Source organism: Lysobacter sp. TAB13, from assembly GCF_052113885.1.
GTDB lineage: Bacteria > Pseudomonadota > Gammaproteobacteria > Xanthomonadales > Xanthomonadaceae > Lysobacter > Lysobacter gummosus.
The window spans coordinates 115,588-138,656 of sequence record NZ_JBFRDR010000009.1; the positions used below are offsets into that span (position 1 = coordinate 115,588).

The window sequence follows — 23,069 nt, forward strand, 5'->3', positions numbered from 1 at the left end:
GGCCAACAAAAAGCCGGCGCAAGGCCGGCTTGATAGTCGATCGATCCGCGCGGACGCTCCGCCACCGCACGACGCGATGGCTTTACTCGCGCGCAGCCTCCGGCAATTCGATGATGAAACGCGAGCCGCCCTGCTTGCGTTCCTCGTACCACAGCTGGCCGCCTGCATTGACCACGATCTGCTTGGCCAGCGACAGGCCCAGGCCGTTGGACAGGCCGTCGTCCACATCGGCGTCGTGCAGGCGCATGAACGGCTTGAACAGCTCGCGTTGGCGCGCGAGCGGAATGCCCGGGCCGCGGTCGGCGACGATCAGCTGCCAGAAGCCCGGCGCGCTGTTACGCGCGGCCAGCAGCAGATCGCTGTTGGGTGCGTACTTCATCGCGTTGGTGACCAGGTTCTCGCTGACCTGGCGCAGCACGCGCGGATCCATCGCGACCTGCGCCGCGCCGTTGGCCGGCGGCTGCACTTCCACGCGAATGCCGCGCGCGTCCAGCTGCATTTCGTAGCGGCGCACCAGCCACACCAGGGTATCGGCCAGATCGGCGCGGCCGGTCTGCTCGGCGCGCTCGCGCGTGCCGGCCTGGCTTTCCAGGTAATGGCGGATATAGCCCAGCGCGTCGTCGGCGCTTTCGTGGATCATCTGCAGATAGCGCGGTATGCGCTCGGGCTTGCAGCCGTTGTTGATCAACAGGTCGCTGGCGAACAGCACGCTGGTCAGCGGGTTCTTCAGATCGTGCGCGACCAGGTTGACCAGTTCCTCGCGTTCGCGCGCGACCCGCTCCAGGCGGTCGCGGGTCAGCTTCAGGCCGACGTGGGCGTTGACCCGCGCCAGCAGTTCTTCCGGCAGGAACGGCTTGGTGACGTAATCGACCACGCCGGCGTCGAAGGCGCGCAGCAACAGGTCGCGGTCGTGGGCGGCGGTGACGAACACCACCGGCACCCGCAGCGGCGAGCCGGCGCGCAGCGCGGCCATGACTTCGAAGCCGTCCATGCCGGGCATCATCACATCGAGCAGGATCAGGTCCGGCGGCGCGGCGGCGTACAGCTCCAGGGCCTCGTCGCCGGTCGAAGCGGACACCACTTCGTAGCCCTGGCGGGACAATAGGGCAGTCACCACGCGGAGATTTGCGGCCTGATCGTCGACGACGAGGATGCGGCCGGTGGATGTCGCGGGTGTACTCATACGTCCTGTAGGTCCCCGTTGAGGCGCTGGATCGCTACGAATTTCACGTCAATTTCGCATACGTGAACCGCGTGGAAATCGTGTGGAAAGTTAACAGAAACCTTCACGCAAAGGCGGGATGGTCTCCGAAAAAGCTGAATCGTTCACGCCTGTGCGACGACCTGCCGCAGTCAGCAAGGCAACGTTGCAGTTTCGGTGTGACTGGAGCTTTTGCGGCGGCGCATCATGACCACCCCGGCATTAAGGAAACCGCAATGAATCCGCGTCCCCTCGGTCGTTCCTCCCTGTACGTGGCGCCGCTGGCCTTCGGAGGCAACGTGTTCGGCTGGAGCGCCGATCAGGCCGCCAGCTTCGCCCTGCTCGACGCCTTCACCGAGGCCGGGTTTTCGCTGGTCGATACCGCCGATGTGTACTCGGCCTGGGTGCCGGGCAACCAGGGCGGCGAATCGGAGACCCTGATCGGGCGCTGGCTGGCCCAGGGCGGCGGACGCCGCGAGCGCATCGTCATCGCGACCAAGGTTGCCAAGTGGGGGCCGCGCCGCGGTCTGGCCCCGGCCAATATCCAGGCGGCGGTCGAGGACTCGCTGCGCCGGCTCGGCGCCGACGTCATCGATCTGTACCAGGCGCACGAAGACGATGCCTCGGTGCCGCTGGAAGACACGCTGGGTGCGTTCGCGCGGCTGATCGAACAAGGCAAGGTGCGCGCGATCGGCGCCTCCAACTACTCCGCCGCGCGCCTGGCCCAGGCCCTGGACCTGTCCGAGCGCCACGGCTTGCCGCGCTACGAAACCCTGCAACCGGAATACAACCTCTACGACCGCGCCGGCTTCGAGGCGCAGTTGGAGCCGCTGGCGCGCGAACGCGGCCTGGGCGTCATCAACTATTACTCGCTGGCCAGCGGCTTTCTCACCGGCAAGTACCGCAGCCGCGCCGATCTGGGCAAGAGCCGCGCGCGCGGCGGCGCGGTCGGCAAGTACCTCGACGCGCGCGGGCTGCGCATCCTCGCCGCGCTGGACGCCGTCGCCGCCGGCCATCGCGGCGCGACGCCGGCGCAGGTCGCGCTGGCGTGGCTGATCGCGCGGCCGTCGATCACCGCGCCGATCGCCAGCGCCACCAGCGTGGCGCAGTTGCAGGAACTGATCGCCGCGGCGCGGCTGAGCTTGTCGGCCGATGAGATCGCCGCGCTCGATGCGGCCAGCGCGGGTGGGTGAGCGCCGGTTTCCAATGCCGGCGCCAATGCCTCGAACCGCGCGCACCGACCCGCAAGTTCTGTACGGGTCGATTCCGCCGTCAACTGCCCCTGTATCCGTGCAACCGCACCGCCTAGGCTGTGCATCCCAGAATCCGCCATCGCCATGAACGTCGCGACCTCCGCTCCCGCTTCCGCCACCGCATCCAACGCCCGCCGCGCCGGCATGGCGATGGCCGCGTCCGGCGCGATCCTGTTTTCGGCCAAGGCGATCCTGGCCAAGCTGCAATACCGCTATGGCGTGGACTCGCTGCAGGTGTTGGCCTTGCGCATGGCGTTTTCGCTGCCCTTGTTCGCCGCGCTGGGCATCCGCGAGACCCATCGCGCCCGCGCCCGCAAGGCGCTGCCGTCGCGGCGCGATCTGGGCTGGATCGTGATCCTCGGCGTGCTGGGCTATTACCTGTCGAGCCTGCTCGATTTCTGGGGCCTGGAGTACGTGCCGGTGTCGCTGGAGCGGCTGATCCTGTTTCTCAATCCGACCATCGTGCTGCTGATCGGCTTGTTCGCGTTCAAGCGCAAGGTCGCGGGGAAAGAGTGGATCGCGCTGGCGGTGAGCTACGCCGGCGTGGTGCTGGTGATGGTCGAGAACCTGCGCGTGCAGGGCGATCACGTCCTGTTCGGCAGCGCGCTGGTGCTGGGCGCGGCGATCAGCTACGCGCTGTACCTGGCGATGTCGGGCGAGTTGATCAAGCGCCTGGGCACGATGCAGCTGGTCGCCTACGCGATGATCGTCTCCACCGCGGCGGTGATGACCCATTACCTGATCGCGCGCGATCCGGCCGCCTTGTTCGGCCTGCCCTGGCAGGTGTACGCGCTGGCCGCGGCCAACGCGGTGTTCTGCACGTTCCTGCCGGTCACCTTCACCATGGCCGCGGTGGCGCGACTGGGCGCCGGCACCGCCGCGCAGTTCTCGGTGATCGGGCCGGTGTCGCTGGTGTTCCTGGGCGCCTGGGTGCTCGGGGAAAAGATCACCCTCATTCAATTGATCGGTACCGCCGTGGTGCTGGGCGGCGTGGTGCTGCTGAGCCGGCCGGGCGCGAACTCGGTGCCGCTGCCTTCGAAATAATCCGCGACAAAAAAGGCAGACGCCCGCAGGCGTCTGCCTCGGATCCCCCTGGATCGGTACGGCTCAGTCGGTCGCCAGCAGCGGCTGGAAGTTGGCTTCCTGGAACACGCCGCTGGTCCGGCACAGGCTGCTTTGCAAGGTGGACAGGTCGCCCTGGCGGCGTAGCAGATCGCCGTAGGTGCGCGGCGTGGCGGCGACGATCGGATCGGCCATGGTGAAGGTGGTCGGGGCCGCCAGCGTGCCGTTGCCGAGCAGGAACCGCGACAACGCCGCCTGTGCGCCGGACGCGCGCGGCGCCACGTGCAGGAAGCTGGTGGTCAGGGTTTCGCGGCCGTGGCAGGCGTCGCAGGTGTTGAGCGAGAACTTGTTGCGGGCGTTGTTGTTGACGATGCCTGGCGCGCGCCACGCCTGCTGCGGGCTGGGATTGAGCACCGATCCGGTCAGGAACGGGGTGCCCAGATAGCTCAGCGGCACGCTGTAGGTTCCGGCCAGGATCTGCGCCTGGTTGGTGTTGATGTAATTGGCCAGCAGCGCGGTGTTGTTGTGGGTGTGGTGCGGGGTCTGCTTGGCCGGCACGATCGACAACTGGGTGTTGCCGCGCAGGATGTTGAACTCGCGCAGTTCCCACGGGTTCTGCAGGAACTCGTTGGTGCGGATCTGGTTGATCGCGCTGCGGTTGGGCTTGTTCGGCGCGGCGTTGGCGTTGGTGAACTGGTCGGTGATGGCCTGCAGCGACGCGTTGTAGGTCGGCGAGCCCAGCACCAGGGTGCCGAGGTTGCCCCATTGCTGGGCGTAGCTGCGCACCGCCGGGCAGGTGCTGATCGGCACCCCGTATTCCAGGATCACGGTGAAGCGGTGCACGGTGCAGGTGCCGGTGCTGCTACGGCGGATCACGCCGAACACGAAGCGACCTTCGCCGGCGCTGCCGCCGCCGTAAGCGGTGTTGGTGCGCAGATCGACGCGGTTGACGATGGCCAGCAGGCGCATCGGCGAAAGCGCCAGGTTGAGCTTGCCGTTGGACAGGCGCGGCCAGGTGTTGAGCACTTGCGTGATCACCGGCGAGCGCGCCGGCACCGGGAAGGTGTTGATGGTGGTCGAGGTGCCCCAGGTGCGCATCCAGTTTTCGACGAAGTCGGACGGGTCCACGCCGGTGAGCGGCTGGTTGGCCATGTTGGTCATGAGCCGGTTGAAGGTCCACGCGCCGTTCGGATTGCCGGTGTTGGTGCAGGCGTCGAAGGTGCGGATCGGATCTTCGACCACCAGCGGATCGGTGACCATCAGCGAGCGCTCCGGGCGCACCACCAGCGACGGCCACGGCAGCACCACGCCGGGAATGCGGATGGCGACGCGCGAGGCGATCTGCTCGCGCAGCTTGGCCGGCTCCAGGAACTGCACGGTTTCCTCGCCGAGGAACTCGCGGCCGTCGAACAGCGGCACCGTCGCCTTTTGCTCGGCCAGTTTCTGCCGCTGCTCCTGTTCCTTGACGAAGCCGTCGAAGTCGAACCCGATCGTGGCCGCGTACAGCTGCGGGTCCTTGTCGTCGCGCTTGAGCAGCACCGGCTTGTCGCCGACGTTGAAAGTGAGCTCGGCCGGCAGGTCCTGGCCCTTGGCGTAGGTCAGCTGCAGCAGGGCGTTGGCGTCCGGCTCCTGGCCGGTGGCGGTGATGTGGATGTCTTCGACCACCGGCGGGATGCGCTCGAAGTCGGACGGCTCTTCGGCGGCGGCGCGCACGGTGGCGCTGTCGGCGGTGGCGGGGAACAGCAGATAGGCGGCGCCGACACTGAGGACAGCGCTGATGCCGAGGGAAAGCGAACGCAGGGTGGTCATGGTCGGGCTCCTCCAATGAGCAGACCGCGGTGGCGTAGCGCCAGGCGCGTAGCTAACCGACGACGCTAGAGCCCGCGCGCGGCAGCCGCCAGCGCCAGTACGGGATCAAACCGGGACGGTTTCTCAAAGACGGCGGCGATTGGCGGCGCTCCTGCGATGGGCGTCGCAGATGGCGCGTGCAGACCGGCGCAAGTCGGTTTCGCCGCGATCGAGGGCGGCGTCGAGCACGGCGCGAATGCCGCGATGCGGGCGGGTGGCGGCGTGTTTCAGCCGTGCATCAATCCGTCCGGCGCGGTGCGTCCGGCGATGGCGTGAGCCGACGACGAAACGGGCCGGCGTGCGCGCCGCGGCCGGATCAAAGCGGCCGCCATTGCCCCGGTTGCAGATCGTCCAGCCGGTACGGCCCGACCGCCGCGCGCACCAGGCGCAGGGTCGGCAGTCCGACCGCCGCGGTCATGCGCCGGACCTGACGGTTGCGGCCTTCGGCGATGGTGATCGCCAGCCAGGCGTCGGGCACGGTCTTGCGAAAGCGCACCGGCGGATCGCGCGGCCACAGCGCCGGCGGGTCGATGCGCTCGGCCTGGGCGGGCAGGGTGGGGCCGTCGTTGAGCTCGACGCCGCGACGCAGCGCCTGCAACTGGTCTTCGCGCGGCTCGCCTTCGACCTGCACCCAATAGGTCTTGGGCTGCTTGTGCTTCGGATCGGTGAGGCGATGGGCGAGATCGCCGTCGTCGGTCAGCAGCAACAGGCCTTCGCTGTCGTGATCCAGGCGGCCGGCGGCGTAGACGTTCTTCGGCAGGCCGAAACCGGCCAGGGTCGGCTTGGGCGGGACGCTGCGATCAGTGAACTGCGACAGCACGCCGTAGGGCTTGTTCAAGGCGATCAGCATGTGCGCTCGGCGGCGGGTTCCGGATGCGGGTGAAGCGGGGCCGGCGTTACGCGTCGCGACTCAGGTGCGAAGGCTTCGGCGCTTCGCATGCGGCATAGGCCGCCGCGGCAACCACGAAGCGCCGGGCGGGCCCGGCGCCTCGCGGAATTCATCGCATCAACGCGGCTTGCGGAAGCGCAGGGTCATGCGGTCGCTTTCGCCGATGGCCTGGTACTTGGCGTCGTCGGCCGCGTCGTGCTTGTTGACCGGCGGCAAGGTCCACACCCCGTTCGGGTAGTCCTTGGTGTCGCGCGGGTTGGCGTTGATCTCGCTCTTGCCGTCGAGCTTGAAGCCGGCCGCTTCGGCCAGCGCGATCACTTGCGCGGTGCCCACATAGCCGGACTTGTCGTCGGCCGGCACGTCGGTCTTGGCGCGATGCTCGACCACGCCGAGCACGCCGCCGGGCTTGAGCACTTCATAGAAGCCCTTGAACATCACCTCGGCCTGTCCGGCCGAACGCCAGTTGTGCACATTGCGGAAGGTCAGCACCAGGTCGGCCGAGCCGGCCGTGCCGAAGGCCGGCTTGTAGGCGTCGTAGGCGGCGACGCCGACCTTGCCGTACTGCGCCGGCGAGGCGGCGAACTTCTGTTCCAGCGAGGTCTTGGCCTTGGCGTAGTACTTGCGCGAGCCGTCCTCGGTCTGGGTGTCGGGATCGACCACTGCGGCGACGTAACGGCCCTTGTCGGCCAGATACGGGGCGAGGATTTCCGAGTACCAGCCGCCGCCCGGAGTGATTTCGACCACGGTCTGGTCCGGACGCAGGCCGAAGAAGGTCAGCGTTTCCAGCGGGTGGCGGTAGCCGTCGCGGGCGACGTTCTTCGGGTCGCGCCAGCTGCCGGCGATGACGGTCTTGAGCGCGCTGGAACCGGCGGCTTCGCGCGCGGCGGGCGCGGCTTTCTTCGTGCTCTTGGCGGCTTTGGCTGCGGGCTTGGCGGCTGCTTCGGCGGCCGGCTTGGCGGCGTCGGCGGGTTCGGTTTTTTCCTGTGCGTAAGCGGCCACGGCCAGGCTGGGCAGCAGCGCGGCGAGCAGCAGTCGGGCAAGACGTTGTCGTTCCATGCAACGAACTCCGGAGGCATGCGGGGAGGGCGTCAGCCTACCGCAAGCGTTCAGCTTGGGGGATGCCGCGGCTGTGCCGGTCGCGGTGCATTCAGCGCCGCTTACGTCGCGGCTTGGCGGCGGCGGGCGCGTCGGGCAGGCCGCAGGCGCCGTCGTCAGTGCTGGCGACCTCGCGCGTGGCCAGATCCGATTCCATCTGGTCGATGTAGGCGCGCGCCTGCTGGTGCAGCCAGGTGCGGAAGGATTCCAGGCCGCCGTGATCGACCGAGCGCTGCGGATAGACCAGGTAATGGCCCCAGTCGATCTTCAGCCGGCCCTGGCTCAGCGGCACCAGCTGGCCGCTGCGGATCAGCAGGCGCGTGCGCGCCAGCCGCCCCAGCGCCACGCCCAGGCCTTCGACCGCGGCGCGGTGCATGGTTTCGGAATCGTCGAAGTGGGCGACGAAGCGGGTCGGGCGCTTGCCGCCGCCGTAGCGGTCGAACCAGTCCTGCCAATACGTGGACAGGTCGCCGAGCAGCGGCCAGCGATGCAGGTCGTCCTGCGCCGGCAGCCCGCCCATGCGCTCGACCAGGGCGGGGCTGGCGACCGGCACCAGGGTTTCGTCGAACAGGTGCTCGATGACCAGCCCGGGCCAGCGGCCGTAGCCGCCGCGCATGGCCGCGTCGATGCCGGGCTCGCGATCGAAATCCACCAGCGCCGCGCTGGAGAACAGGTTGAGTTCCAGCTGCGGATACAGGGCGACGAAGCTGCCCAGCCGCGGCACCAGCCAGGACGAGGCCATCGAGGCCATCAGGCTCAGGGTCAGCACGTCGTCGCGGCGCGGGCTGTACGGGCGCAGGGCGTGGTCGAGCGCGTCCAGGTGCGGGGCGACCACCGACAGCAGGCGTTCGCCGTCGGCGGTCAGGCTGACCCCGCGCGGCCCGCGCTCGAACAAACGCCGGCCCAGGCGTTCTTCCAGGGTGCGGATCTGGTGGCTGAGCGCGCTGACGGTCAGGTGCATCTGCTCGGCGGCGCGGGTGAGGTTGCTGGTGCGCGCGGCGGTGGCGAAGCCCAGCAGGGCGTGCAGCGGCGGTCGGTTCATCGCGAAGGGTCCAAGACGGCGGCTACCGGGACGGAGTCGGATCGACAGCAGTGTTTAACCTGATTCAACCCTGGCTTGCAAACGTGTCGCTTTTTTGCCGAATCTGGCGAGCGTAACTTGCGAATCACTCAATAGGCCAGCCCGCCCCCTCTGCGTGGCCCGGCCCGATTCGCAAGGAGATGAGGCCATGAATATCTACAAGAATCTGATGTTCCTGCACGGCCATTTCGTCGATCCGCGCGATGCCGACGACGAAACCGCCGCCCCCGTCGCGACGCGGACTCCGGTGCAGGCTCCGGCGCGGGCCGCGGCCGGCGCCGTTTCCAGCCGGGCTCAAGCCTCGCGCGTTCGCGCCAGCGGCTGGCGCACCTGGCTGCAGCTGTGGCCACGCGAGACGGCGAAGGTTGAGGTGGATTGCGACGCGCGTGGGTGTGTTTGAGCGAAACCGATACGGGTAGTCATCGCTGCACACGCGGAACATAGGAGACTTCAGCGCAGTCCCTCCAGGCCGTCATTCCCGCGAAGGCAGGAATCCGGGGCCTTCAGCACCATCCCTCCAGACCGTCATTCCCGCGAAGGCGGGAATCCAGAGACTTAAGCGTCATCCCTCCAGGCCGTCATTCCCGCGAACGCGGGAATCCAGTGACTTCACGCGTTCTCGCACGAAAGGCCCTGGATTCCCGCGTTCGCGGGAATGACGAGCAAAAAAGAAGCGGCGCATCCCGAACACGACCGGTCCGACTCGCACCCGCCGCGCGGCCAAAACCCATCCCTCAAGGCAATCGCCGCTGCGACGGATACGGCGCCACATCGTTGCGCTGCCCGCTCGCCAGCCCCGCCTGCACCTGCTGCCACCACTCCATGCGGAAGATGTCGCCGTGCGCGTGCATCAACGCGCCCAGCAGCGGCGGCGACAAGCCCAGAAAGCGCGGGAACTGCTCCGGAAACACATCGTTGCCGTGGGCGTAGAACCACGCGCCCGACTCCATCTCCTCCTCGTGATTGCGCGGCGCCGGCATCGCGCGGAAGCGGCAATCGGTGACCAGACACAATTCGTCGTAGTCGTAGAAGATCGCGCGCCCATGCCGCGAAACCCCGAAGTTCTTCAGCAACAAATCGCCCGGAAAAATATTGCTCAACGCCAGATCGCGAATCGCCTGACCGTAATCGATCACCGCCGCGCGCGCCGCTTCCGCCGGCTGCTCGCGCACATACAGATTCAACGGCCGCAGACGCCGCTCGACATAACACAGGTGCAGCACCAGATCGTCGCCGTCCTGGCTGATGCTGCCCGCGCAGGTGCTCAGCAACTCATCGAGCAGATCCGGCTCGAATCGCGAACGCGGAAAACGCAGGAACCGGAACGGCTGCGCATCCACCAGCCGGCCGACGCGATCGTGATGGAACACCAGCGAATACTTGGCCTCGACCTCTTCGCGCGCGACTTCCTTCGGATAGGCGAAACGATCGCGGATGATCTTGAACACCAGCGCGTAACTGGGCAGCGTGAACACCGCCATGACCATGCCGCGCTCACCGTCGGCGCGCACCAGGCGCTCGCCGGGCTGGGCGGCGAACTGGCGGAAGAAGGTGCGGTAACGCTCGGTCTTGCCCTGCTTGGCGCGGCCGAGCACGGTGTAGAGCTCGTCGATCGGCTTGCCCGGCAGCAGCGTGCGCAGGAACACCACCGCGTCGCCGACCGTGCCCAGATCGGCATGGAAATAGCTGCGCGAGTAACTGAACAACTGCACGACTTCGCTGCGCAAGGTCAGCACCGCATCGACCTTGAGCGCGCCGTCCTCGTTGACCAGGGCGATCACGCACGGCGAGAACGCGCGTTCGCCGAACACGCGGCCGATCAGATACGCGCGCTGCTCGCGATAGAACACGGTGTTGAGCAGTTCCACCGCGCGCACCGGATGCGGCCCCCAATGCTGCAAGTCCTCCTGCAGCCGCACCGCGATCCCCGCCGCGCAGCGGGTGCGATGGGCGTAGGGCACCGCGAAGGGATAATCGTCGAGCACCCGCATGAAGGTCTCGACCAGACGGTCTTCCGACACCGCATAGCTGTGGCGCGCGACCGGATGGGTGATCGCGTCGGTGGGCTCGATGTCGAGCGCGACGAATTCCATCGCCGGATCGACGCCGCGGGTCTTGAAGAAACGCCGGGTAAGCGTGTTGAAGAACGTCTTGTACAACTCGCCGTCGAGCAAGGGCGCGACCGCTTGCGCATAGGCGGTGTGCACCTGCGACCAGAACGCGCGATCGCGCGCCTGCTCGCCCAGCCGCGCCTCCAGCGCATCGCTGGCTTCGGCGATGCAGCGGTCGTACAGCTCGATGCGTTCGACCGCGTCGTCGCGCGCGCCGTTCCAGTCGCAGCGCTCGAAGCGGCCTTGCGCGCGGCGGGTGATCGCGGCGAAGCGCGCGTGGTAGTTGGCGAAGGCGTCGCGGATCTGGCCGGCGACGGCAACGGCTTGCGCAAGGGCGGCGGAGTCGGCGGACATGGCCGCAGTGTACGGCGGCGGCGCGGGGCGTCCAGCGGGTCCGGCCGGTCGCGTAGCGGCGATGCGTCAAAACGATGCCGCGCGCGCGACTATCGCGTTACCATCCGGCCGAAGGTGCAAGGACGCAACCAGCGCCGACAGAAACGGCCCGATGGGGAAACGTTCGGCAGCCACTGCCCGGACCGCATCGCCGAAGCCAGTCGTCGCGCGTGTCTTTGCGCTCGCAGCCGGGGCCGCTGTCCCGCGTCAGTCCAGACCAGAGCCAACCCATGCTGCAGAAGATCATCATCGGCATTCTGGCCGCGGCCGTGATCTCGGTCTGTTCGATCTGGGGCTACACGATCTGGCAACGAGCCCAGGCGCCGCCGCCCGCAGCCGTTGCGGCCTCGCCCAAGCCGGCCGAGGCCGCCAAAGCGGATACCGCGATCGCCGCGGTCGCGGCGCCGCTGCCGTTCGAACAAGCCGACGGCACCCACTTCACCTACAACTACCTGCCGCCGCGCGATCCCGATTTGCTGGCGATGTACGACATGGCGCGCAAGATCGACGTGCTGCGGCAACTGCCCGAGATCGACCAGCTCGACGGCTGGCTGATGCTGCCGCGTCCGATCAACTACGTCGCCGCGCAATGCGACACGGTCAACATCTTCTACGCCCGGGACAAGGGCGAGATCGTCCTGTGCTACGAAATGCTGGAACTGCTGGTGCGCCAGGGCCTGACGATCGCCCAGGCCAACGGTGGCAGCGCCCGCGATCAGCTCGATTATCTGCTGGCGAACCTGCGCTTCCTGCTGTTGCACGAAACCGGCCATGCCCTGATCGATCTGCTCGATCTGCCTGCGACCGGCCGCGAGGAAGACGCGGTGGATCAACTGGCGACCACGCTGATGCTGTCGTTCGTCAGCACCGACGAATCGCGGGGCGATATCGCGAGCAAGCTGCAGCTGGCGTCGAATTTCTTCCTGATCACCGACGACGGACAGCACGACATGGCCCGTTACGCCGACGAGCACTCGGTCGGCGCGCAGCGTTTCTTCAACCTGCAGTGCATGGTCTACGGCAGCGACCCGGACAAGTACCCGAGCATCGTCGCCAGCGGCCGCCTGCCCGAGGCGCGGGCGCTGCGTTGCGTGGAAGAAAGCCGGCAGATCACTCGCAACTGGATGCGCCTGATCGGGCCGCACATCGCGCCCAGGCACCGCATGAGCGCGGAGGAAGAACGGGCCAGGATCGAGGAGATCGAGCGCAAGCAGGCTCAGAACCGCAACGCGGCCGATGCGCGCTGAGCGTTGCTTCGCCGAATCGCATCGGTGACGTAAGCTTCGCGGCGCCGCGGCCTGCATCCGGACGCCGCGGCCCGGACATTGGAGTAGAAAATGACCTATCGGTCGATCGTATTCGCAGCGGCGGCGCTTGCGCTCACCGCGTGTTCCCAGCCGCCGCAGCCGTCCGCTCAGGACGCCAAAGCCACCTTCCTGCGCGCCTGCGAGCGCCGCCTGCAAAACCGGACGAACCTGAGCGCGCAGCAGATCGCGTCGTTCTGCCCGTGCTTCGCCAATGCGGCTTCAGCCAAGCACGACATGAACCGGCTCAATGCCGAAATGGAATCCGGCAGTAACGAGGTTTTCAAATCGACCTTGCAGGCCGAATTCGATCAGTGCAAACGCACCATGTGACCGATGACGGGGTCGATCGCGTCTTGACGCCGCCGCACCGCCGCAAAAACAAAGGGCGCCGAAGCGCCCTTTGTTCTACTTCGATCGTCCAGCGCCCGCTTACAGGTGCTTGATGATCTCGTCGGCGAACTCCGAACACTTGACTTCGGTCGCGCCGTCCATCAGACGGGCGAAATCGTAGGTCACGCGCTTGCTGGCGATGGCCTTGTCCATCGCGGCGATGATCGCATCGGCCGCTTCGGTCCAGCCCAGGTAACGCAGCATCATCTCGCCCGACAGGATCACCGAGCCCGGGTTGACCTTGTCCAGGTCGGCGTACTTCGGCGCGGTGCCGTGGGTCGCCTCGAACACGGCGTGGCCGGTCACGTAGTTGATGTTCGCGCCCGGCGCGATGCCGATGCCGCCGACTTGCGCGGCGAGCGCGTCGGACAGGTAGTCGCCGTTGAGGTTCAAGGTCGCCGAGACGTCGTATTCCTTCGGACGCAGCAGGATCTGCTGCAGGAAGGCGTCGGCGATGGCGTCCTTGATGATCAGGCCGGCGCCCGGCTTGCCTTCCGGAATCACGTGCCACGGACCGCCGTCGAGCTCGACCGCGCCGAAGTAGTCGCGCGCCACCTGGTAGCCCCAGTCACGGAAGCCACCTTCGGTGTACTTCATGATGTTGCCCTTGTGGACCAGGGTCACCGACTTGCGCTTGTTCTCGATCGCGTAGGAAATCGCGCTGTGGACCAGACGCTCGGTGCCCAGGCGGCTGACCGGCTTGATGCCGATGCCGACTTCGACCGGCAGCTCGCGCGCCGGCGCGCCGACGGCTTCCATTTCCTTCAGCCACGCCGCGTTCTTTTCCGCGGTGCCGAAGCGGATCTTGTCGAACGCCTGCGGGAATTCCTTCTGCAGGAAGTCCAGCACCTTCTGCGAGTCGGCGCTGCCGCCGGCCCATTCGATGCCGGCGTAGATGTCCTCGGTGTTCTCGCGGAAGATCACCATGTCCACGTCGCCCGGCTTCTTGACCGGCGAGGGCACGCCCTCGAACCAGCGCACCGGGCGCAGGCACACGTACAGGTCCAGCATCTGGCGCAGCGCCACGTTGAGTGAGCGGATGCCGCCGCCGACCGGCGTGGTCAGCGGGCCCTTGATGCTGACCAGGTAATCGCGGCACGCCTGGACGGTGCCGTCCGGCAGCCAGGTGCCGTAGGTGTTGTTGGCTTTCTCGCCGGCATAGACCTCGAGCCACTCGATCTTCTTGCTGCCGCCGTAGGCCTTGGCGACCGCGGCGTCGAGCACGCGCACCGAAGCACGCCAGATGTCCGGGCCGGTGCCGTCGCCTTCGATGAACGGGATGATCGGGCGATCCGGCACATTCAGGCCGGTCGGGGTCTTGGTGATCTTGGCGCCGCCTGCGGGCGGCGTCGCTACGAACTCGGTCATTACGATCTCCAGTGGGGCCTCCGTGCGCGGGCGCACGGGGCGGAGCAGGGTCCTTGCGGGACGCGATGGCGCTGCGACCCGGCCCGCCATTGTCGCGGTTCGGGCGGGGCGAGGCAAAGACCCAGGTGGTAGGAGGCTTGGCGGCGCTGTGGAATGATGCATTCCGCGCCGGACACGGTACGGGCGGCGGCGTTCGCCGGATCGGCTTGAGGCGCGCCGCTGGCCGCCAACCCATGACCCAGGAACGTCGTGATGCATACGCAAGCCGATTTGCCGGTGCTCGATCAATTCTGCGAGGACGATTTCGCCGACTGCGTGTTCAAGATCGAGAATCTGCGCGCGGACGAGCAGCACTACTACTTTCGTATGTCGGCGAACTACGACGATCAAATCGTCGCCGTCGATGCCAGGCTGGTGAAGACCATCGGTCCGGGATTCGATTCGGACATGAAGATGATCGCCTCGCACGTCTATCGCGATGGTTTGGTGCTGTCCTCGATCGGCGCGGCCAGCGACCGACTGATCGGCGCGTTGGCCAGGCTGTACGGCGTGGAGCCGTTCGAACGTATCGCCGCGCCGAGCGAGCGCTATACCGTGATTGCGTTGCAGCAGGAAAACACGGCGTTGGAAGCCCACGCGGTCAGGATGAAGCTGTTCGGGCGCGACCAGGATGAGGGTTTCGACGAGGACGATTATTACGAAAGCTTCTTCCACGTAGACTTGCCCACGGGCTATGTTTATTGGAACGAGAAGGACCAGGACTATCGCGAGCCGCTTCTGCGCGCATGGACGGCGACAACGGATGCATCGCCCGCGTAAGTGGGCGACGCATTCGCGATTGAGCTGGTACGAATTCGGGTTCCACGGCAATCAGCATCCGCAGTGGACGGCCGCATAGCACAAGGACGTTGACCGTGAACGAAGCCGACGAATCGATCGAATCCAGGTATTCGGCCAAACTGCTGTTCCAGTTCCGGGTAGTCGTCCAGGGCGATTCCGGGATCATGCGTACCTGTGAGGAACGCATCATTGTGTTTCGCGCGCCGGGTGCTCGCAAAGCCTTGGCCGAGGCGAAGCGGCGTGGCCGGAAAGCGCAACACGACTATCTGAACAGCGACGGCAACCCGGTATTTTTCGAGTTCGTCGGCGTGATGGATCTGCTCGGACTCGGTGTGGAATGCGACGACGACGAAGTCTGGTACGACATCGTCGTGCGCAAGCAGCCGATGGAGCGCGCCGCACAACTTCTGCCGGATGAGAGCGAACTGTCCGCGATTCGTGAAATCCAGGTTCGATGAAACGTATCGTGCGGCCTTCGCTTGCGGCATGACTCCGGCGTCGCTGAAACCCGGACGCGAAGCCTCAGCCGGTCGCGGCCCCGTGCTCCCACACTTGGGGCGTCAACGGTTCCATCCCATGCGCCACCCGCGCCTTGTCGCACTGCGGGCTCGCGGTGCCGTCTTCCCACGCCGGTTTGAGCGCATGGCACGGCGACGGCCGCAGCGCGTAGACGCCGCAGTGCGCGTCCACGCTGATGTCGCCGCGCAGTTGTTCGCAGCGCACGGCCGTGCCGCCGTAGGTGCCGCGCATGACCACGCGATGCGGGTCGAGGATTTCGGTCAGCGCGCTCGGCGTGATGCCGCCCTCGCAGGCGTCGGTTTCGCTCCAGTGGAAGGCGACGCGGAAGTGAGCGCAGCAGGCGCCGCAGCTCAGGCAGGGGTGGATCGGAGGCGACATGGCGTCGGGCACGGTACGGGTGGTTATTGTTTCATTGGCCCCTGTGCGCGAAGCAAGCGCGGGGCGGGCGGTGCCGCGCATCAAACGGGCCGCGCCAACAGAGCATCCAGGCCGCAGATGAGAATGCCCACGGCCGTCAGGGTCAACAGCGCGGCGAGCACACCCAGACGGCGGATCAGCGGGCGGTGGGTTCTGAATCGATCCGGTCGCAGCTTGCGCTGCAGAATCAGGCCGAGCGCGTAACCGGGAAGCGCGGCCAGCGCGGCGCCCAGCCACAGCCGCAGGATGGGATGCGGCGCCGATAAGGCGTAGTAACCGATCGCCGCGCCGATGAGCTCGGCCAACAGCACCGCCAGCATCACCGGCCACACGGGCTGCAGGTCGGACAGGGAGTATCGGGAACCGAACTGCGGCTCTTGCATGCGGGCGATCCTGCGCGGGCGGGGCATTCGCTGCGCACGATACGCGATGGAAATAGCGCCGGTGGCCGCGGACTAGTCACGCACCGGATCACGACGCGCCGCGAGCCCTAGAACTTCGGGCCCATGTGCCTCGTGAAGCGGCTACCGGTATCGCCTGCCGACACTTACGCCCCGTGGCACTTCTTGTACTTCTTACCGCTGCCGCAAGGACACGGCTCGTTGCGATCGGGCGTCTCGGCGCGGCGCAGCGGTTCGCGCGGGGTCAGCGCTTCGATGCGGTGGTGGTGCAGGTCGGCCAGCATCCCGGGCAGGCTGGCGACGATTTCCAGGCGCTCGCGGTAGCTGATCGGCGTGGCCGGCGCGGTCGGGTCTTCGGCCAGCACTTCGCCGCTGGCGAGGCGGTCGAACAGGCCGAAGATTTCGTCGATCCAGTCGTTGTCGTCCAGCCACTTGTCCCAGGCCGCCTCGTTCAACTCCACGCCGCGGAAGAAGCCGAAGGCCCAGTCGCGGCCGACGTCGAGTTCGTCCGGTTGTTCGTTGTCGGGTTCTTCCGGCAGCCACAGCAGCGGGGCGAGGTGGTCGGGCAGGTCGCCGTCGCTGTAGCGCACGCGCGCGCTGACCATGTTCCAGTGGCCCAGCAGCAGCGCCTGCACCTGCGCGGCTTCGGCCTCGTCGTTCCAGCGCGGCTCCTTGCCGCCCCAGACCGGCGGCTGCCATTGCTCGGGCGCGGGCTGCTCCGGGCCGACCGCCAGGGCCGACAGGTAGCCGTCCAGCGCTTCCAGGTTGAAGCCCTTGTACGGCACGGCGCGTTGGTCGAGCAGGTCGGCCAGGCGTTCGATCTGGTCGTCGTCGAGGTAGGCGGGCGCTTTCATGGCAGGACTCGGGCAACGGGTGGGGACGCGCATGGTAGTCGCAGCGGCGTGTCTGCGCTGAAAATACGTCATGAGCGCCCGAACCGATCCGCCCGCCGCCTGCCCCTGCGACCCGTCGCGCCGCTACGCCGCCTGTTGCGGGCGGCTGCATGGCGGGGCGCCGGCAGAGTCGGCCGAGGCCCTGATGCGCTCGCGCTACAGCGCCTATGTCCTGGGCGATGCGGACTATCTGCGGGCCAGCTGGCATCCCGATACCTGCCCGGCGCAGCTGGATTTCGACCCGGCGGTGCGCTGGCTGGGGTTGCAGGTGAAGCGGCACCGGCCCGAGGGCGATGCCGCGGTGGTCGAGTTCGTCGCGCGCTACCGCGTCGGCGGCGGTTCGGCGGTGCGGTTGCATGAGGTCAGCCGGTTCGCGCGGGTCGCGGGGCGGTGGTTGTATGTGGACGGGGAGTTTCCGTCGGGGGCGTGACATGGGTGGGGTCGGCGGAGACGCGAACCATTGCCCCCTTTGAAAAAGGGGGCAAGCGCCCGGCGCGGGTTTCGTTTCGCGGGGTTAAGCGGAGCGCGGGGGATTTGCTTTGCGGCGCGGTAAGAGCAAAAGCTAAATCCCCCCTGCCCCCTTTTTCAAAGGGGGAACTGCTTTGGGGGGCGGGGTGTGCGTGGGTGCTGCGCGGCGTTTCGGGGCCCAAAACGCAGAAAAAAAAAGGGCGCGGCATGTAGCCGCGCCCTGGGCTTGCCCGCCCATAGTGGCGGAGAGAGCCTTACTTCTTGACGTCGAATTCCTTCGTCTGGACGACGTTGCCGTCCTGAGTGATTTCGACCTTGTACTTGCCTTCCGGGAAGCCCTTCGGGCTGTTGATGTGGAACTCGGTCACGCCGCCGTTGGTGGCCTGCACGTCGGCGGCCGGGTCTTCGTGAACGGTCTGGCCGTCCTGGAAGGTCCACTTGGCGCCGAGCTTGGTCGCGACGGTCGCGGCCGGATCGGAGGTGCTGGTGGAGACCGAGGCGTAGACCGTATCCTTCGGCTTGAACGAGGCGGCGGCCGCGGAGACCTTCTTGTCGGCGCCGATCGCGCTGCCCAGGTCCACGCTGGCGACGGTCGCGGTCGCGGTCGCGGCGGGCGCCGGAGCGGGCTCGGCCGGAGCGGGCGCCGGAGCCGGGGTTTCAGCGGCGGGCGGCGGCGTGGGAGCCGGCTCTTCCTTCTTCTTGCAGCCGGCCAGCGCCAGCGCGGCGACCAGGGCGGCGGCGACGGCGTAATGCGTGCGATTGCGGATCAGCATGGTGGATCTCCTGAAAAGGCGAAGTAGGTGATGTTGAAACGCGCGCGCGATCAGTCGCTGGCGGCGGGAATCTTGAGAACCTGGCCGGGCTGGATCTTGTCGGGGTCGTCGAGCTGGTCGCGATTGGCTTCGAAGATCGCGTTCCACTTGCTCGACTTGCCGTAGAACTGCTTGGCGATATGCGAAAGCGTGTCGCCCTTCTCGACCGTGTAGGTCTGCTCGCCACCGCCGGTAATTTCGTCGGTCGAGCTCACGCCGCCTTGCACGTCGCTGAAGTCGGCTTTCTCTTTGATCTCGTCAGTGCTCGACGCTCCGCCTTGCACATCGGAAAAATCGGCTTTCTTGTCCGGGGTAGTCATGGGTTGAGGGCTCCTGCCGAAGTGGCGGAAAGGAACATGACATGGCGCTTGTTAAAAAGACATAGCGCCCGCGTGAACTTTCATGACGAAACTGAATGAGCGAATTCCGTGAACCGCTCCCTGGCATAAGCCGTGTGTAGGGCTTGTGCGAGGGCGATTACTGCCGTTCGTCGCGACCCGCCGGCGGCGGTGCCAGGCCGTGGCTGCCGCGCCACGGATTGATGTCCAGACCGCCGCGCCGGGTGTAGCGCGCTTCCACCGACAGCCATTGCGGCTGGGCGTGTGTTTGCAGGTCGGAATGGATGCGTTCGACGCATTGTTCGTGGAATTCGGCGTGATCGCGGAACGAGATGAGATAGCGCAGCAGCGCGGCGCGATCCAGGCGCGGGCCGCGGTAGGCGACGATCACGCGGGCCCAGTCGGGCTGGCCGGTGACCGGGCAGTTGGATTTGAGCAGGGCGCTGGTCAGGGTTTCTTCGACGATCGCGCCGGGGTCGGCCCGCAGGTGGCCGGCGTTGGGCGGGCCGTAGTCGTCGATCGCCACGTCGAGCTCGTCGATCGATTCGGCGCCGTCGTTATTTCCGATGGACGGCAGGCCGAAAGCGACCTCGACTGGGGCCCCGGCGGCCGCGGACAGGTCGGCGGCGATGGTCGCGCGCACGATGTCATCGCTGTCGAAGCGGGTCGAGTTGAACGAGTTGAGGTAGAGCTTGAGCGACTTGGACTCGATCAAATGCGGCGAGCCGGCCGGCACCGTCACCGTGGCGGTGGCCACGCGCGGCTTGCCGCGGGCGTCGAGCCAGCTGAGCTCGTAGGCGTTCCAGCGGTCGAAACCGGTGAACGGCAGGGCATCGTCGCTCAGGCCGATGTGGGCGCGGCCGAGGGAGCGGGCGATCGGGAACAGCAGCGAGGCGTCGTACTCGCGCGGGTAATCGACGTGGCGGCCGAGGGGGAGGTCATGCGTGGTCATGGGGCGATTTTAGCTGCTTCGGGTTGGGGGTATCGGCAAGAGCAAATCCCCCGCGCTCCGATCTAAGTTCAGCCGACCCGGTTTCGCCGGGCGCTCGCCCCCTTTTCCAAAGGGGGCAATGGTTCGTGTCCGCCGACGATTCCCCCGCTGCTGCCGACCTGTTCCCCCCTTTGAAAAAGGGGGGGGCTAGGGGGGATTTGCTTTTGCGTTCCGATCGCTGCGCGCCCTCTCTACAAAGGGGGCAACGGTTCGTGTTCGCGAGCGTTTCAGGGCGTTAGGCCCGCCGCCTCTCAACCCGCCTTGGCCCCATTCAAATAATCCAACGTCACCTGCAGCATCGCCCGCAACCCCAGATCCAGCGAGCTCTCATCGAGCTTGAACTTGGGCGAATGATTGCTCGGCGCCGTGGACGGATCCACGCCCGGCTCGGTCGCGCCGACGAAGAAGAACATCGCCGGGACTTCCTTGGCGTAGTAGGAGAAATCCTCCGCACCCATCACCAGCGGCATCTCGATCACGTTCTTGTCGCCGGCCACGGCCTTGAGGCTGGGCAGCATGCGCGCGGTCAGCGCCGGGTCGTTGTAGGTGACCGGATTGCCGTCCTGATCGGGCACCTGGCTTTCGGCGTGGGCGCCGTGGGCGAGGCTGACGTGCTCGGCGACGTTCTTGAGATCCTTGAAGATCGCCTGACGCATGCCTTCATCGAAGGTGCGGATGGTGCCGACCATCTCCACCTCGTCGGGAATGATGTTGTAGCGGATGCCGCCCTTGATCGCGCCGAAGGTCACCACCGCCGGCAGCTTGGCGATGTTGGTGCGGCGGCTGACGATGGTCTGCGCGCTGCCGATCACGTCGGCCGCGGCGACGATCGGGTCCACGCCGGCCCACGGCGCCGAGCCGTGGGTCTGGCGGCCCTTGATCTTGATGCTGAAACGGTCCGACGCCGCCATCAGCGGCCCCTGGCGCACGCCGAGCTGGCCGGCCGGCAAGGTCGAGAACACGTGCAGGCCGAACATGGCCTCGGGCTTGTAGTCCTTGAACAGACCGTCCTTGAGCATCAGCGAGGCGCCGCCTTCCTCGTTGGCCGGCGCGCCTTCCTCGGCCGGCTGGAACACCAGCATCACCTGGCCCGGCAGGTCCTTCTTCATCGCCACCAGCGCATCGGCGATGCCGAGCAGGATGCTGGTGTGGGCGTCGTGGCCGCAGGCGTGCATGACGCCGACGGTTTCGCCGCGGAAGGTCGCGGTGGCCTTGGACGCGAACGGCAGATCGACCTGCTCGGTCACCGGCAGCGCGTCCATGTCGGCGCGCAGGGCGATCTTCGGGCCGGGCTTGCCGCCTTCGATGATCGCGACCACGCCGTGGCGGGCGATGCCGGTGCGCGGCTTCAGGCCGAGCTTGCGCAGATGCTCGACGACCTTGGCCGAGGTGCGTTCCTCGCGGTTGGACAGCTCCGGATGCTCGTGGAAGTCGCGGCGCCAGGTGACCACGTCGGCCTTGACCTTGGCGGCGGCCGAGGCGACCTCGGGGCGTTCGCCCGATTGCGCGGCGGCGGCCAGCGGCAGGGCGGCGAGGACGCTGAAACTCAGGGCGCAACGCAACGCGACGGACAGCGGACGCTTCATCGACGGGACTCCGGGCGGGAAAGGTCCGATGCTAGCCGATGGCGGCGGGATGGGATGCGCGACGTTGGTCGGCTTCAGGGGCTCGCGACCGGGGCGCGGACACGCGAGGCCTCCATTGCGCCGTTCGCACGATCTGCCGCGCCGTTCGCGGTGTGCCTGACGCGTCCCGGCGCGGTTTCGCCCCTGCCTCAAGGCCCGTGCAGGTAATCCAGCGCGACCTGCAGCATGGTCTGGGTGCCGACTTCCAGCGCGCCTTCGTCGAGCATGAAGTTCGGCGAATGATTGATCGGCGCCTTGGCCGCGTCGGTTCCCTTCGCGGTGGAGCCGACGAAGAAATAGAAGCCCGGCACGGTGTTGGCGAACTGCGAGAAGTCCTCGGCCACCGTCACCAGTCCGGACTCGGCGACGTTGCTCTCGCCGGCCGCGCGCTGCAGCGAGGGCAGCACGCGCCGGGTCAGCGCCGGGTCGTTGACGGTGGCCGGCGCGTTGTTGACCACCTGCAATTCGGCGGTGGCGCCGGCCGCGTGCGCGTAGTCGTCGGCGGTGCGGCGCAGGCGCGCGATCACGTCCTCGCGCACGCCGGCATCGAAGGTGCGCAGGGTGCCGACCAGCCGGGCTTGGTCGGGAATGATGTTGAAACGCACGCCGCTGTTGAACTGGCCGGCGGTCAGCACCACCGGCGTCGCGGCGATGTTGACCTGGCGCGCGATCAGGCTCTGGCTGGCGAGCAGGATCTGCGCGCCGACGGTGATCGGGTCCACGCCGTCCCACGGCCGCGAACCGTGCGTCTGCTTGCCGCGCACGGTCAGGCTCCATTCGTCGGCGCTGGCCAGCATCGGCCCGCTGCGATAACCGACCTGGCCCACGTTCAAGCCGGCCCATACGTGCAGACCGAACACGGCTTCGGGTTTGAAATCCTTGAACACGCCTTCATCGAGCATCAGCTTGGCGCCGAACGGCTCGCCCGCCGTCGGCGGGCCTTCCTCGGCCGGCTGGAACACGAACATCACCTCGCCCGGCAGCTGATCCTTCTGCGCCGCCAGCGCCGTCGCCACTCCGAGCAGGATCGCCACATGGGCGTCGTGGCCGCAGGCGTGCATGACGCCGACCGGCTGGCCGCGGTAGTCGGCGGTGACTTTGGACGCGAACGCCAGCCCGGCCGGTTCGGTCACCGGCAGTGCGTCCATATCGGCGCGGATGGCGATTTTCGGCCCCGGCTTGCCGCCCTTGAGCACCGCGGTCACGCCGGTGTGGGCGATGCCGGTGCGCGGCTGCAGGCCGAGTTTGCGCAACTGGTCGGCGATCAGCTTGGCGGTGCGCACCTCATGTTGGCCGAGCTCGGGATGCTGGTGGATATCGCGGCGCCAGGCCACGACCTGCGGCTGCACCTGTTGCGCGGCCTGGGCGGTGCGGGCCGGATCGACGGCTTGCGCCGACGCGGCCGCGGGCAACACGGCGGCCAGGCACAGGGCCAGCACGGACCGCGAGAGCGGCAGACGATCGAACCGGGGCATCGCGGACTCCGTGCAGTGAACAAGGCAGTCGATGCTAAGACGTATCGGTGCGGGGCGATATCTCCAGGCGGCATGAGTGCATGCAACGCAGGGTTGCGCATCCAACGGAGCTTCGATGCCTGGTACGCCCGGTCACCGCAGTTGCTGTTCCCCCCTTTGAAAAAGGGGGGCAGGGGGGATTTGCTCTTCGCTTCACCGCAAGCAAAGCAAATCCCCCGCGCTGTTTGCATCGTTGGACTTCGTGGTGGCGCTGGGCGCCGCCCCCTTTTTTAAAGGGGGCAATTTGACGTGC

Annotated in this window: 24 protein-coding genes; 9 read left to right on the forward strand and 15 right to left on the reverse strand. The window is 67.3% G+C overall.

Features of this window, described 5'->3' with window-relative positions:
• Nucleotides 1-82 precede the first annotated feature (82 nt).
• Complete coding sequence (locus tag AB4Y92_RS12805) at nucleotides 83-1,183, reverse strand: hybrid sensor histidine kinase/response regulator (protein ID WP_441819992.1); 1,101 nt, start codon at nucleotides 1,181-1,183, stop codon at nucleotides 83-85.
• Nucleotides 1,184-1,437: 254 nt separating this feature from the next.
• Here AB4Y92_RS12805 and AB4Y92_RS12810 point away from each other — a divergent pair, with 254 nt between their 5' ends.
• Nucleotides 1,438-2,394, forward strand: coding sequence for an aldo/keto reductase (locus tag AB4Y92_RS12810; RefSeq protein ID WP_441819993.1), 957 nt, complete (start codon nucleotides 1,438-1,440; stop codon nucleotides 2,392-2,394).
• 144 nt (nucleotides 2,395-2,538) lie between these two features.
• A complete protein-coding gene (locus tag AB4Y92_RS12815; RefSeq protein ID WP_441819994.1) occupies nucleotides 2,539-3,498 on the forward strand; it encodes a DMT family transporter in 960 nt (319 codons plus the stop codon).
• A gap of 63 nt (nucleotides 3,499-3,561) precedes the next feature.
• On the opposite strand, the gene AB4Y92_RS12820 is transcribed toward AB4Y92_RS12815, so the two are convergent.
• Nucleotides 3,562-5,325: a hypothetical protein gene (locus AB4Y92_RS12820; RefSeq protein ID WP_441819995.1), complete on the reverse strand. Its 1,764-nt coding sequence runs from the start codon at nucleotides 5,323-5,325 to the stop codon at nucleotides 3,562-3,564.
• 156 nt (nucleotides 5,326-5,481) lie between these two features.
• Here AB4Y92_RS12820 and AB4Y92_RS12825 point away from each other — a divergent pair, with 156 nt between their 5' ends.
• A complete protein-coding gene (locus AB4Y92_RS12825) occupies nucleotides 5,482-5,640 on the forward strand; it encodes a hypothetical protein (RefSeq protein WP_441819996.1) in 159 nt (52 codons plus the stop codon).
• A 40-nt stretch (nucleotides 5,641-5,680) separates the two neighbouring features.
• Here AB4Y92_RS12825 and AB4Y92_RS12830 read toward each other — a convergent pair whose 3' ends face one another.
• The 3 genes from AB4Y92_RS12830 to AB4Y92_RS12840 form a co-directional block, all read right to left on the reverse strand.
• Nucleotides 5,681-6,214, reverse strand: a complete 534-nt coding sequence (locus AB4Y92_RS12830; RefSeq protein ID WP_441819997.1) for a pseudouridine synthase — start codon at nucleotides 6,212-6,214, stop codon at nucleotides 5,681-5,683.
• Nucleotides 6,215-6,370: 156 nt separating this feature from the next.
• Entirely contained in the window at nucleotides 6,371-7,309 is a 939-nt protein-coding gene (locus AB4Y92_RS12835) for a class I SAM-dependent methyltransferase (RefSeq protein ID WP_441819998.1), read from the reverse strand.
• A gap of 91 nt (nucleotides 7,310-7,400) precedes the next feature.
• A complete protein-coding gene (locus AB4Y92_RS12840) occupies nucleotides 7,401-8,390 on the reverse strand; it encodes a LysR substrate-binding domain-containing protein (RefSeq protein ID WP_441819999.1) in 990 nt (329 codons plus the stop codon).
• 187 nt (nucleotides 8,391-8,577) lie between these two features.
• On the opposite strand from AB4Y92_RS12840, the gene AB4Y92_RS12845 reads away from it, so the two are divergent.
• Nucleotides 8,578-8,829 (forward strand): hypothetical protein, encoded by a 252-nt coding sequence (locus AB4Y92_RS12845; RefSeq protein WP_441820000.1) that lies wholly within the window; start codon nucleotides 8,578-8,580, stop codon nucleotides 8,827-8,829.
• Between the two features lie 334 nt (nucleotides 8,830-9,163).
• Here AB4Y92_RS12845 and aceK read toward each other — a convergent pair whose 3' ends face one another.
• Nucleotides 9,164-10,894, reverse strand: a complete 1,731-nt coding sequence (gene aceK / locus AB4Y92_RS12850) for a bifunctional isocitrate dehydrogenase kinase/phosphatase (RefSeq protein ID WP_441820001.1) — start codon at nucleotides 10,892-10,894, stop codon at nucleotides 9,164-9,166.
• Nucleotides 10,895-11,163: 269 nt separating this feature from the next.
• On the opposite strand from aceK, the gene AB4Y92_RS12855 reads away from it, so the two are divergent.
• Complete coding sequence (locus AB4Y92_RS12855; RefSeq protein ID WP_441820002.1) at nucleotides 11,164-12,180, forward strand: DUF4344 domain-containing metallopeptidase; 1,017 nt, start codon at nucleotides 11,164-11,166, stop codon at nucleotides 12,178-12,180.
• A 90-nt stretch (nucleotides 12,181-12,270) separates the two neighbouring features.
• Nucleotides 12,271-12,570, forward strand: a complete 300-nt coding sequence (locus AB4Y92_RS12860; RefSeq protein WP_441820003.1) for a hypothetical protein — start codon at nucleotides 12,271-12,273, stop codon at nucleotides 12,568-12,570.
• A 99-nt stretch (nucleotides 12,571-12,669) separates the two neighbouring features.
• Here AB4Y92_RS12860 and icd read toward each other — a convergent pair whose 3' ends face one another.
• Nucleotides 12,670-13,998, reverse strand: coding sequence for an isocitrate dehydrogenase (NADP(+)) (gene icd, locus AB4Y92_RS12865; protein WP_441820004.1), 1,329 nt, complete (start codon nucleotides 13,996-13,998; stop codon nucleotides 12,670-12,672).
• 252 nt (nucleotides 13,999-14,250) lie between these two features.
• Here icd and AB4Y92_RS12870 point away from each other — a divergent pair, with 252 nt between their 5' ends.
• Together AB4Y92_RS12870 and AB4Y92_RS12875 are read left to right on the forward strand one after the other, a co-directional pair.
• Nucleotides 14,251-14,817: a hypothetical protein gene (locus AB4Y92_RS12870; RefSeq protein ID WP_441820005.1), complete on the forward strand. Its 567-nt coding sequence runs from the start codon at nucleotides 14,251-14,253 to the stop codon at nucleotides 14,815-14,817.
• Nucleotides 14,818-14,912: 95 nt separating this feature from the next.
• Entirely contained in the window at nucleotides 14,913-15,296 is a 384-nt protein-coding gene (locus AB4Y92_RS12875; protein WP_441820006.1) for a DUF4288 domain-containing protein, read from the forward strand.
• A gap of 64 nt (nucleotides 15,297-15,360) precedes the next feature.
• Here the strand turns inward: AB4Y92_RS12875 and AB4Y92_RS12880 are convergent, their stop codons facing one another.
• The 3 genes from AB4Y92_RS12880 to AB4Y92_RS12890 form a co-directional block, all read right to left on the reverse strand.
• Nucleotides 15,361-15,735, reverse strand: a complete 375-nt coding sequence (locus AB4Y92_RS12880; protein WP_441820007.1) for a YkgJ family cysteine cluster protein — start codon at nucleotides 15,733-15,735, stop codon at nucleotides 15,361-15,363.
• 80 nt (nucleotides 15,736-15,815) lie between these two features.
• The gene (locus tag AB4Y92_RS12885) at nucleotides 15,816-16,157 is read right to left on the reverse strand and encodes a hypothetical protein (protein WP_441820008.1); all 342 of its coding nucleotides are present in this window, start codon (nucleotides 16,155-16,157) and stop codon (nucleotides 15,816-15,818) included.
• Nucleotides 16,158-16,321: 164 nt separating this feature from the next.
• A complete protein-coding gene (locus AB4Y92_RS12890; protein ID WP_441820009.1) occupies nucleotides 16,322-17,029 on the reverse strand; it encodes a UPF0149 family protein in 708 nt (235 codons plus the stop codon).
• Nucleotides 17,030-17,099: 70 nt separating this feature from the next.
• Here AB4Y92_RS12890 and AB4Y92_RS12895 point away from each other — a divergent pair, with 70 nt between their 5' ends.
• Complete coding sequence (locus AB4Y92_RS12895; protein ID WP_441820010.1) at nucleotides 17,100-17,498, forward strand: YchJ family protein; 399 nt, start codon at nucleotides 17,100-17,102, stop codon at nucleotides 17,496-17,498.
• Between the two features lie 292 nt (nucleotides 17,499-17,790).
• On the opposite strand, the gene AB4Y92_RS12900 is transcribed toward AB4Y92_RS12895, so the two are convergent.
• The 5 genes from AB4Y92_RS12900 to AB4Y92_RS12920 all read right to left on the reverse strand — a co-directional run bounded on the left by AB4Y92_RS12900 (nucleotide 17,791) and on the right by AB4Y92_RS12920 (nucleotide 22,777).
• Nucleotides 17,791-18,309 (reverse strand): hypothetical protein, encoded by a 519-nt coding sequence (locus tag AB4Y92_RS12900; protein ID WP_441820011.1) that lies wholly within the window; start codon nucleotides 18,307-18,309, stop codon nucleotides 17,791-17,793.
• Nucleotides 18,310-18,359: 50 nt separating this feature from the next.
• Nucleotides 18,360-18,668 carry a LysM peptidoglycan-binding domain-containing protein gene (locus AB4Y92_RS12905; protein ID WP_215055200.1) on the reverse strand — a complete coding sequence of 103 codons (309 nt, stop codon included), beginning with the start codon at nucleotides 18,666-18,668 and terminating at the stop codon, nucleotides 18,360-18,362.
• Between the two features lie 157 nt (nucleotides 18,669-18,825).
• The gene (gene queF / locus AB4Y92_RS12910; RefSeq protein ID WP_441820012.1) at nucleotides 18,826-19,638 is read right to left on the reverse strand and encodes an NADPH-dependent 7-cyano-7-deazaguanine reductase QueF; all 813 of its coding nucleotides are present in this window, start codon (nucleotides 19,636-19,638) and stop codon (nucleotides 18,826-18,828) included.
• Between the two features lie 290 nt (nucleotides 19,639-19,928).
• On the reverse strand, nucleotides 19,929-21,263 hold the full coding sequence (locus AB4Y92_RS12915; RefSeq protein ID WP_441820013.1) for a M20 family metallopeptidase: 1,335 nt from the start codon (nucleotides 21,261-21,263) through the stop codon (nucleotides 19,929-19,931).
• A gap of 188 nt (nucleotides 21,264-21,451) precedes the next feature.
• Nucleotides 21,452-22,777 carry an amidohydrolase gene (locus tag AB4Y92_RS12920; protein ID WP_441820014.1) on the reverse strand — a complete coding sequence of 442 codons (1,326 nt, stop codon included), beginning with the start codon at nucleotides 22,775-22,777 and terminating at the stop codon, nucleotides 21,452-21,454.
• Nucleotides 22,778-23,069: the final 292 nt, after the last annotated feature.